The sequence below is a fragment of the Paenibacillus sp. CF095 genome, assembly GCF_900101225.1.
In the GTDB taxonomy this organism is placed as follows: Bacteria; Bacillota; Bacilli; order Paenibacillales; family Paenibacillaceae; genus Paenibacillus.
On sequence record NZ_FMZN01000003.1, the window covers coordinates 246,139 to 261,195 of the forward strand.

Here is a 15,057-nt window from a genome sequence, read left to right on the forward strand (position 1 = left end):
ATCTTGCAACTTAGATTTATATCCCTATATCCGTGTTTTGAAAGGATTGGATATTTTGCTCAAACAAATGCTTCAATCAAGTCGATTATCTACTTCGGCATTGAATGAAGGTGCGACGATGCACAAGGTAAACCATCGAGATGTAGCCATTATTGGAATGGGCGTGAATTTCCCATGCGCTCCGAATCTAGATGCTTTCTGGAAACTACTGAGTTCAGGCGGAGATGCCGTTCGAAGATTGCCTTATGCACGACTTCAGGACCTAAAAAGATACCTTTCATATGAGGGGAAATCCTTCGATGAGCATATTTTGAGAAACAGCGAAGCAGCTTTCTTAGAAGAGATAGATAAATTTGATTGCGCGTTTTTTCGCTTGTCTCCGAGAGAGGCTTCCTTGATGGATCCGAATCATCGGATTTTTTTGCAGACCGCTTGGACGACTATCGAGGAAGCAGGGTATGGCGCTGATAAATTAAAAGGTACTCGTACAGGAGTTTTTGTAGGTTCAAGCACAGAGGCAGAGTACAAGAAAATGATTTCGACTGTAAATCCGAACGATTTGTCAGTGGCTCTTACCGGAAATATCAACGCAGTAATGTCAGGACGGTTGTCCTATTTATTGGATCTCCGAGGGCCGAGTTTAATGGTAGATACTTCTTGTTCTTCATCGCTTGTTGCCGTTCATTTGGCATGCCAGTCGATTCAAAACGGGGAATGCGATATGGCATTAGCGGGTGGTATTCAGATTCACATCTTACCTATTCGTAAAACCAAAGTTGGAATTGAATCTTCGAATGGACGAACAAGAACCTTTGATGATCAATCTGATGGTACAGGAACTGGTGAGGGAGCGGGAATCATAATGCTCAAGCCTTTACACAAAGCTTTGAGCGATGGAGACCACATTCACGCGGTTATCAGAGGAAGCGCTACAAACCAGGATGGAAAATCGATTGGACTAACTGCACCTAATGCTAAAGCCCAAGAAGAAGTGATGTTACAAGCTTGGAGTAATGCTGGAGTTGATCCTGAAAAAATCGGTTTTATAGAAGCACACGGGACAGGCACTAAATTAGGTGATCCAATAGAAATTGATGGGATTCGGCGTGCCTTTTCAAAAGTTACTCAAAGGAAACAATTTTGTGCTGTGGGATCTGTAAAATCTAATTTAGGGCATTTGGATAATGCTGCCGGTATCGCTGGACTTATTAAGTCAGTATTAGCCTTGAAAAATCGAAAGTTGCCACCCACATTACACGTGAGAAATGTTAATCGAAGTATCCAATTTGAGGACTCGCCCGTTTATGTTAATGACAGCTTACGATCATGGGAATCAGAGGAAGCGAGGTTATGTGGTGTCAGTTCCTTTGGTATAAGCGGTACAAATTGTCATATTGTTTTAGAGGAGGCCCCTGAACACTCAAGAGTTGAGGACGTGGTGAGCCGACAAGTGTTCACCTTATCAGCACGTAACCTCTCTTCCCTTCAAAAAGGTATACTTAGTTATTTAGACTTCATTGAAGAGCAGAGGGATGTCAAACTTGTAGATCTATGTTATACCACAAATACGGGTCGGAATCATTGGGAATATAGACTCGCAATTATCTGTAACAGCATAGATGAGTTAAGGACTCGATTGACACAGCTATCAATTGAGTTAACATCCGACGAAGAGAAGGGGATTTATTTCGGCATTTGTAAGCTTGAAGATCAGATGGACAGGGCGAGAACATGGGATGGAACAAGATTGAATTCAACATGTAAGCGCTTTGTGGATGGAGCAGCTATCAATTGGCATAAAGCATATGAGGACTTAACTGTTAGAAGAGTTTCTTTACCAACTTATTTCTTTGAGAAACGACGTTGTTGGTTGGATATCCCAGATGTAGGGGATCAACCTTCTTATTACTCTACTCGTTGGGAAAAGCTTTCCGTTGCCTGGAACGTTGTTGAAAAAAGTGGGACCGTATTGGTCTTTCACGACAATTCGTCCTCTATACTAGCATTGCTAGATCTATACCGTGCGGAAGGCATTAGAGTCATAGAAGCGGTAGTTAGTGCTGATTGCTTTTACAAGAAAAATGAAGATCATTATTCTATTAGGCTTACGGAGAATGATTTCGAGTATCTGTCAAACCATCTTCAGGATGTTCATATAGATCGTATTATACATGCTTTAACTTTGCAGCAAGGTCAGGTTGAGGATTCAGACGAATTAGAATTTCAACAAAAGAAAGCAATTACTAGTTTAGTATTACTAATAAAATCTTTTTCAAGAACGAACCACAACAGTAATCCAAAATTGTTGGTGTTATCGAGCTACGCTGTTCGGGCTACAGGAGAACAAAGAGAAGTTTACCCACTTCACGCAGCTCTTTTAGGTTTATGTAAAGTCATTCGTTGGGAGCAGCCTCAGTTGGGATGCCGTTGTATAGATATTGATGCGCATACTGATATGCGTAATATACTTGAAGAGATTTATGCAACTGAAGATGAATTCCAAGTCGCTTATCGGAGCGATCAAAGATTCGTAGAACGACTGGTTACAGCAGACTTAGTAAAAACGGACGAAAATGAATCACCGATTCGTGAGCGTGGAGTTTATGTAATTACAGGAGGATTGGGACAAATTGGATTACAATTTGCAAGTTATCTTGCGAAGAAAAACAATGTTCAGATACTTTTACTAAATCGAACTGCTTTCCCAAATCGTTCGCAATGGAAAGAGTTGGCTTTTAAAGGGAATGGTAGGCATATAACTAAACAAATTCGTGCTATTGAGGAAATTGAAATGATGGGCTCTTCAATAGATCTTTACCAAGTTGACGTAAGTGATTTCAATCATTTGAATAAAGTTTTAAAAGAAATTCGTGAACGCTATAAACACATTCATGGTGTTATACACTGTGCAGGCATTGGAGTGGGCATGACTGGAGTGCCTATTCAAGAAGATTGTCTCAATACCTTTGATGCTGTTCTCGCACCTAAAATTAGTGGGACATGGAACCTTTTGCATGCTTTAAAGCAGGATAATCTGGATTTTACGTTATTATTTTCGTCTGTCATAACTTTGATTGGTGCGGTCGGAAGCGGAAGCTATACGACTGCTAATGCGTATTTAGATGCTATTTCAGATTGGAGCCAATGCCGAGGAAAAAGAGTGACAACAATTAATTGGCCATACTGGCTTCAAGATTTCGAGCATGAGACAGTTGAGGGTGAACAAAGGGAGTTATTCAAATTCATTGCTCCACAAGCTGCTTTTAATGCACTAAATACTATATTAGGAAAAAAAATAAATCGTGTTGTAGTTGGTCAACTCAATCATCAAAGTGATTTGTTTAAGTTGAAAGATTATTTACCGATTAAATTATCTGAAGAACTTTACGCTTCTATGAAGGATTCTTTGACATCTCGCATAGCTCTGGTTTCAGAACCATCTACTAAAGTGAAATTAACAAGTGTTAAAGGGAGCGAAATATCTGAAATGGAGAGGTTTGTGGCCTCCATTTGGCATGAAGTACTGGGATTGGAAGAGTTAAGCTCAGAAGATAATTTCTTTGATATTGGCGGGGATTCCATTTTGATTACTAAGGTTCACTCAATGCTTGAGGAACGATATACCGGACAAATTCGTATGGCGGATTTGTTTGCACATCCTACCATTTCTAAGATCTCATCACATCTAGCTAATATTTCAATACAAGATTTACCCGGAGATCAAGAAAATATTCGTGATAGTATTCTTAGATTAGTAACTCAACTGGAACAAGGGGCAGTTACGGTTGAACAAGCCGTTGAACAATTTCATTTATTAGAGGTAAAAATATGAAAGATACAACAACTTTTTTGTTTGAGCAGATTTCAAAAGGTAAAGTCGAGCGGCATACCGGTGTGGAACTACTGGCGCGAATGAAGCAGAATGAAAAGCATGAAGCTGATGATATTGCGGTAATCGGTATGGGAGTGAAACTGCCAAAAGCCTCCGATCTAAATCAGCTTTGGCATAGTCTGAAGCATGGTATAGATGCTATTGGACCTTTCCCGGATGCTCGACGTAGGGATATTGATAGATATTTGGAACACATCAATCAGTTAACGTCGGAGACACGTTATTTAGATGGTGGATATCTAGAAGATATCGATAAATTTGATTACAAGTTTTTCCGATTAACACCAAAAGAAGCTTCATTAATGAGTCCAGCACAAAGGCTGTTTCTTGAAACAGCCTGGGCAACATTCGAAGAAGCCGGATATGGGGGCAGAAAAATATCAGGAAGCCAAACAGGAGTATATCTTGGTTATAGTTCTGATTCATTGTTTGACTATGTGCGATTTATTCAAGATGTCGATCCATCAGCTTTGTCCATGGCAGTTGCGGGAAACCTAGGGCCTATTGTTGCGAGTCGTTTGTCTCACTTGTTAGATCTAAGGGGCCCTGCCATTACTATTGATACAACGTGTTCATCTTCTTTAGTTGCACTTCATACGGCGTGTCAAGCTATTCACAACGGTGAGTGCGAGCAAGCTTTAGTTGGCGGCATTCGAATTAATTATATGCGATTAGCGAATCAAATAAATATAGGTATTCAATCTTCGGATGGCCGAACTCGATCATTTGATGATTTATCAGATGGAACCGGTAGTGGTGAAGGCGTTATTGCAGTTTTCTTAAAACCATTGGGAAAGGCAACGCGTGATGGTGATCAAATCCATGCTGTAATTAAAGGTAGTGCAATTAATCAGGATGGGAACTCACTCGGTTTGACCGCTCCAAACGCAAGAGCACAAGAAGAAGTTATTCTAAAAGCTTGGGATACGGCAAAAGTCGATCCGGAGTCAATTTCTTATATAGAAGCTCATGGTACCGGAACAAAATTAGGAGATCCGATTGAAATTTCTGCAATTCGGCAGGCTTTCCAACGTCGTACAAATAAAAAGCAATTTGTTGGTATCGGATCAGTTAAAAGCAATTTCGGTCATCTTGACAACGCAGCAGGTTTACTTGGTTTAGTCAAAACAATCCTGTCACTAAAAAATCGGGAATTACCAGCAACACTACACTTTCAAAAAGGCAATGAACAGATTTCCTTTGAAGATTCCCCCGCTTATCTTATTGATCGATTAACAACTTGGAAGGCAGAAAGTTATCCCTTGCGGGCTGGTGTTAGCTCTTTTGGACTTAGCGGAACAAACTGTCATGTTATATTAGAGGAAGCAAGAGAAAGTGAACCTTCAGCAACTGGAAGACTGGGGGGGGATCTGCTACCATTATCTGCAAAAAACACGGTATTACTTAGAAGAATGGTAGAACAATATGTAATACATCTGCAAGATCATCCACATTTGTCTTTGGCAGATGTTTGTTATACTGCGGGAACCGGAAGAGGTCATCACTCATGCAGGCTAGCAATACATGCGAATAATATTCACGAATTACAAAATAAGTTAAAAAGAGTTCTTAACATGTGGCCTTCATGTCATTTCCCTTCAGAAGGGATTTATTATGGTGAAGGAAGTTTGTCGGGAACTGATGAAGACGATCAATCTGTACTTAATTTAGTTGAAGGACTCCGTAATCTGACTGATCAAGATGAGGAGTTCGAACGTACCCAGCTTCTAGAGAAGCTGGGTTATTCTTATACAAAATTTATGAATATTCCTTGGGAAGAACTTTATATTGATGAACGACGAAGAAAAGTTTCATTACCCACCTATCCTTTTGAACGATCGAGATGCTGGATTTCTATCTCAAACGGACAAAACACTAGAAAGGAGCTAATACCTGCTATGGATGTTATGTACAAAACTAACGTTACCCAGCATAGAGAAGAAAAGTTGAGTTTTATAAAACAAGTCCTTGAAAAAGTTTCAGGTATACCTTATGAAGATATTCATAACGATCATAATTTTTTTGAGATAGGACTTGATTCGATACTACTCTTTCAAGTGAGTGAAAGAATGAAAGACCGCTATGGAGTAGACGTTTCGTTAAGTAGCTTTTATGGTGAGCTATCGACGCCTAAGGCACTTGCCAGTTACTTAGCAGATCATGTACCAATGCCTCAAAACACAAGCATTCAATCGTTCGAAAATCAAATTGCCTACCCAGAGGTTCTAGGATCAGTGACATCTCCCACAGGGGAATTATCCAATTTAGATCTTATGTTATCAAACAATAATGTTAAGTCTGTTTCGAGTTCGGGATCAGAAATGGAAAAATTGGTTTCACGACAGCTTGATATTATGCAACAACAGTTAGAGTTATTACGCAATGGAAGTAATATGGCGTCGGAAACGGTTTCACTTGAAACGTCCAGACAGGCCGCTAATCAATCTGATATGGTGATTCAGCCAGATTCTTCTTCTGAGATATTAATTACTGAAAAAACGAATGCTACAACCCTCACGCGTCAAGAATCAAATGTATTTCTACCATACCGTAAACTGAACTTATCATTACCTTCAAATTTAACAGATCAACAAATTAATCATGTTAATGCACTATCTGATCGACTTAACGAAAGGTTCAAAGTGACAAAGGAATTGACACAGAAATACCGGCAAGTATTAGCTAATAACCGTAATGTTGCAGGTTTTCGACCTTCATGGAAGGAGATGACATTCCAACTTATAGCGAAAAGTGCGCAGGGTTCACGTATTTGGGATATGGACGATAACGAATACTTAGATATTTCCATGGGATTCGGTGCGTATTTACTGGGACATGCTCCTTCCTTTATCACTGATGCCATTAGTAAAGAATTATCAAATGGAATGCCAATCGGTCCTATGAATTTGCTTGCAGGTGAAGTTGCTGAGCAAATTGCTCACTTCACTGGATCGGAAAGAGTGGCATTTTATAATTCGGGTACCGAAGCAGTAATGGTCGCCCTTCGACTAGCACGTGCTGTAACGGGCAGATCTAAGATCGCATTATTTGAAGGTGCTTTTCACGGAACGTTTGATGGGGTACTGGCGAGAAGGCATACCGATCGACAGGAAGGTTTCTCAGTACCCATGGCGCCTGGTATAACGGAGAACCTTGTAGGCGACGTATTGGTTTTGAAATATAACGATCCAGAATCCCTCGAGATAATAGATCGTTTTGGACACGAACTTGCTGCCATCCTGGTCGAGCCTGTACAAAGTCGTCGTCCTGATTTGCAACCCAGACAATTTCTACATGACCTAAGATCAATCACTGAAAAACATGCTACTGCTCTAATCTTTGATGAAGTAATAACAGGTTTTCGAATTGGGCAGGGCGGTGCACAAGAGTGGTTTGGAGTACAGGCTGATATTGCCACATACGGAAAAGTCATTGGAGCAGGCATGCCTGTAGGGATTGTTGCAGGAAAGGCGAAATTTTTAAATGCAATTGATGGAGGATGGTGGCAGTTTGGAGATGAATCATATCCGATAAGTGATCATACCCGGACACTTGTAGGAGGTACCTTCTGTCACCATCCTTTAACCATGGCCTCAATTTTAGCTATGCTTACACATTTGCGTGAACAAGGACCAGGGCTACAAGAAAATTTAAATGCACTGACTCGTCGATTAGTTGAGACGCTCAATGAATACTTCATTGAGCAGCAAATACCAATATCAATGGTTCATTTTGGATCACTTTTCCGGTTTGTTCTTCAAGGTGACTCAGAACTGCTTTTCTATCATCTATTGGAGAAAGGTATCTATGTGTGGGAGGGACGCAATTGTTTTTTGTCTACAGCACATACAGAGAAAGACGTGGATTGGATTATTCATGCAGTGATGGAGAGCGTAGAAGAAATGAGATCTGGAGGTTTTCTCCCCCCACCTTCTCCGGGTCCAGGTAGGGTGACAGCACAAGAAGTTGTACATCCTGATTTGCAAGGTGAAGCAGTTATTCCTATGACGGAAAACCAGCAAAGTCTATGGTTGTTGACAAGAGCAAGTAAGCACAGTTCGATTGCTCACAGTGATTGTGTCCTGCTTGAACTAAATGGCCCCCTGAACCTTAATGCTATGGAAAAGGCCATGGATCGAGTTGTTAACAGGCACAGGATACTTCGAACAGTTAAAATAGACGAACAAGGAATGCATCCAGACCAAAAATTTAGCGTGAACATACCTGTAGTTGATTTTAGTTGTAAGTCGGAAGTGGAACAATTCAGTCGCATTGAGGATTGGTTAAAAGACAATGCTGAGAGGCCGTTTGAGATTGGTTTAGAACCATTATTCCGTTTATATATGCTGAAGATTGGTGCCATGCGTAATATATTTGTAGTTATGATCCACCACCTTGTAGCTGATGGTTGGTCAGCAAGTGTAATGCTTCAGGAACTAGAAGTGCTTTATTCTGCAGAATGCCGCGGGGAGTCTTTTGAGCTCCCTCCGTCTGTTCAGTTCAACCGATATGTGGAGTGGCAGCATAATAAACAAACAAGTTCAGAAAGTAGTTCTGCTATTCAATATTGGCTTAGGCAGTATGAATGCTTGGAACCTTATCTTGCCTTACCAATGGACTATCCCCCTCCGCCTGTTAAATCGTATAACGGAGCTCGAGAACGTTTATGGTTAGATGAAGCATTAACCAAGCAACTGAAGAGCCTAAGTCGAGGCAATGGTAGTTCGCTTTTTATCACCCTATTTGGATCGTTTCAACTCCTGCTACATCGCTTGGCTGGGCAAAATAGATTTTTAATTGGAATTCCAGTAGCCGGACAATCAGATATGGGTGTGAGCTCCTTAGTAGGTCAGTGTGCCCGTACACTACTACTGCCTGTGGAAGTCATACCAAACATGACGTTTATTGAACATATAGATTCTGTGAAGAAAAGTTTTTCAGAAGGGATGAGACATCGTTACTATCGACAACTGGATTTAGTTAAAGCAATGAGTGAACGGGGACTACAAATGGAAACCGAAATTCAAGCATTATTTAATCTGGATAAGGAAGTGTCACTACCCCAGTTTGCAAACTTAACCACAAAACTTCTCGAGTACCCTATACGGCACGCTAAGCAGGACTTGAGTCTGAACGTAGTAGATGTTAACGGGAAACTGATGCTGGATTTTGACTACAATGCGGACTTGTTCAGTAGTGAAACTGTAAAACGCTGGACCCAGCAGTTCTTCTCGTTATTGGAAAACATTGTAGTAGATCCAGAAGTAAAACTCACGGATGTGTCCTTACAACTATCGGACCAGCAAGAGCACAAAAAGCAGATTTCTGATCCGAGCCTTATGTCCGATTCGATAGAGCAATATTCACATTCGCTTGTCCGAGCATTCGATTTGAAGCCTGAACACATTATTGTGTTGGATGACCGACTGCAAGAGACTGACTTAAATGCTTTAAGTCTTGCTGGAAGGTTGCAAGGTGCTCAAGTCCGTATAGAAAATAATATAATGCCCGATCTGAGTAACAGAGAAGTAATCATCTTCATATCCGATACGCTCTGGCTTGAAATAGTTCGTGAATCTAAAACATGGATTGCTGAAGAAGAAATAGACATTCGTGCAGGATGCGCTGTTATTAGTGATAAACCAATTTTGGCAGCACATGTGGACAGGTATCTACTTGAATCAGATAATCAAGCCACGTTGCGATTTGGTTTTCGACTGAAGGGAGCCTCGTCAATTTCATCTGTTTTCGACGTGGGCGAGCTAATGTACTCACAACCACATCATATGATTCCCATTGGTCGGCCATTGGAAAACACAGATCTTATAACTTTGGATTCTTCTATGCAATTAGCACCTTTAGGAGTATACGGCGAGCTTTATGTTAGAGCCCCATGGATAACTAGTGAAGATAATGTAGGAGACATTCATAGCTTGGTCCCAACAGGTACGATTGGTCGGCTACTCCCGAATGGGATGCTTGAGCAAGTAGGATTAAGAGAGGACTTAATATTGTTAAACGGTCGGTATGTTAATCCTTCATACATCAAAGCCGTGATTTTCCTAATACCTGAAGTTAAAGATGTTGAAGTTATCGGAATTCATCATGTGGGGAAAAAGCCTCTTACGGCAGCATATATTATGCTTCATCCAGAAGGTGACATATCGATAGAACAAATTCGCAAATCATTGAAAAAATGGCTTCCAGACTTTATGATTCCAACCCGTATTAGGGTGATAGATCGTCTACCTAAAACCGAAAACGATATTGACAAACAGGCCCTAATTAATCTTGAGTTGGAGCAAGACGAGATGGTTCTCGATACTGCGGTGAGAGGCAGACTAAACGCAACGCAACAAAAGCTGCTACACATTTGGAGAGATATTCTTGGGATAGAAGAAATTACTTTAAAAGATAACTTTTTTGAATTAGGAGGCCAATCTTTCAAAGCGATGCAACTGATGTTCATGATTCAGAAAGAATGGTTTATATCGATATCTTTTCCTGATATTTTTTCCAGTAAATCTTTAGAGGAGTTATCACAGCATATAGATCAGGCAAAGCAAGGAAATAGATCTATCATACCAAGAGCTAAGAATAAGACAGTTTATCCGTTGTCTTCTGCACAAAGACGGCAATTTGCCCTACACCAAATCGATCCGCTGAGCACTGCTTATAATATTAGTGTTTCTTTTGTTCTTGAAGGTAGCATGGATATCGCGCGGCTCAAGGAGGCATTCCAAAAGTTAGCTATGCGCCACGAATCTCTTCGAACCTCCTTTGCTTTAGTGAATGGTGAGGGTGTTCAAGTTGTCCATGAACGTGCATGTGTACAAGTAGATATAGATGATGTGAACAGCAGTGACAATGAGTTTGTTCAACCATTCGATCTAGGGGAAGCTCCTTTATTACGAGTAAGAATAAGAAAAGAATCTGAATCCAAATACTCTATTAATCTTGATTCCCACCATATTATTATGGATGGTATTTCCATGAACGTCCTTTTCCGTGATCTAGTAGCATTTTATTTAGGAAATGAAGGCCTACTTCCAAAGTTAGACATACAATATAAAGATTACTCAGAGTGGCAGATAGAGCAGTTGGATGGAGAGGAGATACAAACTTCTGAACGGTATTGGTTGGAATTATATAATGATATTCCTCCTAAACTGCAGTTGCCAACAGATTATACCCGTCCTACTATTAAAAGCTTTGAAGGTGCCAGTATCTCATTTGAATTCAATAAAGATTTGCTACAAGAGTTAAATAAGTTGGCGAGAAGATCTGATGCAACAATATTCCAAGTATTATTAGCGGCTTATAAGGTTTTTCTTGTGAAGTATACTGGCCAGCAGGATATTGTCGTTGGTACACCTGTATCCGGTCGTCAGAATATCGAAACAGAAAATATTATTGGCATGTTTGTTAATACCTTGCCACTACGTACTAGTATAACAACGGACCAAACCTTTATGGAATTCGTTCAACGTGTTAAGGATAGTACGATGACAGCTTTAAAACACCAGGAATATCCTCTGGATTTACTCATAGACAAACTTGATTTGGAACGAGATCCCAGTCGGAATCCGTTGTTTGATGCAGTATTTGCTTTTGAAAACACTGAAGAGTTGTCACATGGTGAAGCTATTGATGGCATAAAAATCATACCTGTTCGTCAAGATTCAAGTGCATCACAGTTTGACCTTGTACTCCAAGTACAGCAGGATAGCAATACGTTTAGATTAAAACTGGAATATGATTCTAAATTGTTTAACAAAGATACAGTTTTTAGAATGATTCAGCACTTTAAAAATATTATTAAACAAGCAATTTTACATCCTGATACAAGGTTAAGTGAATTGGATTTGATCTCAGATGATGAGAAATTACAGATCATGCAAGTGTTTAATGGAAATGAAGCTGAATATAGAAAAGATGCGACGGTGCATCAGTTGTTTGAGGAACAGGCAGCTCGTACGCCGGATCGTACTGCTGTAATTTATGGGGAAGATCGATTGACTTACAGGGAACTTAACGAACAGGCCAATCGATTGGCTAGGGTGCTTCTGGAGCGTGGAGTGAAGCCAGATGATCTGATTGGCATAATGGTAGAGCGTTCATTTGAGATGTTAGTAGGCATTCTTGCTATCATGAAAGCGGGCGGTGCATATGTTCCATTGGATCCTACTTATCCCAAAGAACGTATTCAATACATTATGGAAGATACTAAGTTGAGCTTACTTTTGGTACAGGAACCTCTTCTGAGTGTGGCCAGTTCAGTACAATCGCATAAATCAGAAACAGAAATTATCATTCTCAGCGAGAAGACGTGGCTCATGCAGGACGGATCAAATCTACCTAGTCAAAGCGATTCTTCTAATTTAGTTTATGTTATTTACACCTCAGGCTCGACAGGGCGACCAAAAGGGGTGCTCGTGGAGCACCGTTCTGTTGTGAACTATTTGACCTCACTGCAAGCACGGTACACATTAAAGGAAACGGACATTCTTTTGTTGAAAAATTCGCTTAACTTCGATGCTTCAGTATGGGAGTTGTATTGGTGGATACTAGGTGGGGCTGCTGTAGTTCTCCTTGAGCAGGGAATGGAGAAGGATCCAGCAGAATTGCTGCGAACGATTGAAAAGGAAAAGGTAACAATGGTATTCTTTGTTCCTTCTTTGCTTCATATGTTCTTAAACTACATTCAGGAAGGGTTGAATGACGTTCATTTGCCAGATTTAAAGAGAGTATTCAGCGGTGGAGAGGCGCTAAGCGCAAATGTGGCTAATCGGTTCAATAATTTGCTTACAAAACAATTTGGGGTGCGATTAACCAATTGTTATGGACCGACGGAAGCGACAGTTGAATCCAGCTATTATAATCTTGATGGCGCTGAAGTGACCGGGAATGTGGCTATTGGCTCTGGTATTGCAAACGCAAAATTGTATATTTTGGATCAAGAAACCGGAACACGCTTACAGCCCATTGGCGTTCCAGGTGAATTGCACATTGGAGGAGCGGGTTTGGTAAGGGGCTATTTAAATCTTCCTAAATTGACAGAGGAACGATTTATAGACAACCCTTTCATACCTGGAGAACGAATGTATAAAACGGGAGATTTGGTGAGATGGCTTCCAAATGGACAGATCGAGTATTGGGGGCGTATTGATCAGCAGCTCAAAATCCGTGGCTACCGTATTGAGGTGGGAGAGATTGAACAGCAATTGTTAAGTCACAGGAGCGTCCGCGAAGCTGTAATCACGGTAAACGAATCGGAAATTGGAACGAAGGACTTGTGTGCTTACTTTGTGGCTGATGAAGAGTTGGGATCACGTGAGATAAGAAATTATCTAGCTGAGCACTTAGCTCCATATATGATCCCTACTTATCTAGTTCAATTAGAAAAATTGCCGTTGGCGCCAAATGGAAAGCTTGATCGTAGTGCTCTTCCTGAACCGGCTAAGTACGTAGAACCTGAAACGTATTCTGCCCCTCGAAATGAGATCGAACAGCACTTAGCTAATGCTTGGCAAGATGTGTTAGGTCTTCAGCAGGTTGGTATCGATGATCATTTCTTCTTTTTAGGAGGAGATTCAATTAAAGCCATTCAAATCAGTGCGAAGTTAATGACTGTAGGGCTACGATTACAGGTCAAAGATCTTTTTGAAAAGCCAACGATTAGAACATTGTCTCCTCTAATTTTAGAGAAGTCTAACCATGTTGATCAGAGTCCAGTTAAGGGTATTGGAGTGCTAACACCTGTACAACGGTGGTTTTTCAACCAATATGAAAGTGATCTCCATCATTTCAATCAATCATTGTTAATGCGATCAGGAAAATCGTTAGACCCGGAAAAAGTAAAAACCACTTTTATTCAATTAATTCAACATCACGATGCTTTACGTATGATATTTGAAGAAAAAGAGGGAGATTGGATTCCATTTAATCGTGAGATTACTGGTGAAGGAGAATTAGGCTTTAAAGTTTTTGACTTCCGCAATGTATCACAAGATAAGCTTGCGGAATGTATTAACGAAGAGGCAGATAATTGTCAAGCATCGCTTAACCTACAATCAGGTCCTTTATGCAACGTAGTTTTGTTCCAGACAGCCAATGAGGATTACTTGCTCTTTGTCATTCACCATTTAGTCGTTGATGGCATTTCATGGCGCATTCTAATAGAAGACTTCCAGACCGGTTATATTCAACTATGTCAAAGTGAACCCATAAATTTACCAATGAAAACAGATGCATACCTTCTGTGGGCTAAGCACCTCAAAGAGTATGCATCTATGCCAGATAAGATGCATGAGCATATAAGATACTGGTCCGAAATGGAACAGCATCCCGTAGTACCACTACCGGTTGATCGCATGGTAACAGTTCAGACGGGGGATGGGATGCAAGAACTCACGCACTTTATTTCTGAAGAAAACACAACGTCCTTACTGACGACTGTTCATCAGGCATATAACACAGAAATTAATGATTTATTATTAGCAGCGTTGGGGCTGGCTGTCAACGAATGGATAGGACATGAGCAGTCATGGATCCAGCTTGAAGGGCATGGTCGAGAAGATTTGATTCAGAATATTGATATTAGTCGTACTGTTGGTTGGTTTACTTCAATCTACCCAGTTCTTTTGTCCACAGGGAAGTACTCGAGTGATCTCGCAAGCTGTATCAAATCAGTTAAAGAGAACCTACGTTTAATTCCAGAAAGAGGAATTGGCTATGGGATGCTTCGTTATCTTTCATCAACTGATATCACGGCCATTGAGCCAGAGATCTGTTTTAACTACTTGGGTCAGGTTTCCAATGAACAAACAACGGATTGGCTCACTATGTCCGACCTTTCCTCTGGAAAGACAATAAGTCCAAAACATGTAAGCCCATATAAATTAGAGATTAATGGGATAGTCAAAGGTCAACGGCTTGCATTAACTTTCCGTTACAATAGCGATGAGTATGACAAATCCACTATTCAAAATTTTGCTGAAGCTTATGAACAACAATTAGACCTTTTAATTCAAGAATGCATCAATAAGCACGATACAGAATTTACACCAAGCGATTTTAGTGCTGGAGGACTTGATATGGAAGATCTAGATGATGCACTCCGTGTTATAGAAGAGAATTTTTAACCGTTACTTTATTTACAGATA

The 15,057-nt window shown here is 40.4% G+C and carries 2 protein-coding genes; both read left to right on the forward strand.

All coding sequences use genetic code 11. From position 1 onward, the window contains the following. Positions 1–55: 55 nt before the first annotated feature. A complete protein-coding gene (locus BLS69_RS23415; RefSeq protein WP_091036986.1) occupies positions 56–3,832 on the forward strand; it encodes a type I polyketide synthase in 3,777 nt (1,258 codons plus the stop codon). Then, positions 3,829–15,036, forward strand: a complete 11,208-nt coding sequence (locus BLS69_RS23420; protein ID WP_091036989.1) for a non-ribosomal peptide synthetase — start codon at positions 3,829–3,831, stop codon at positions 15,034–15,036. The genes BLS69_RS23415 and BLS69_RS23420 overlap by 4 nt, the downstream gene beginning before the upstream one ends. Positions 15,037–15,057 lie beyond the last annotated feature (21 nt).

Excerpts from the sequence above, each read along its gene's own strand:
- BLS69_RS23420 (WP_091036989.1), top strand. The coding sequence starts at position 3,829 with ATGAAAGATACAACAACTTTTTTGTTTGAGCAGATTTCAAAAGGTAAA.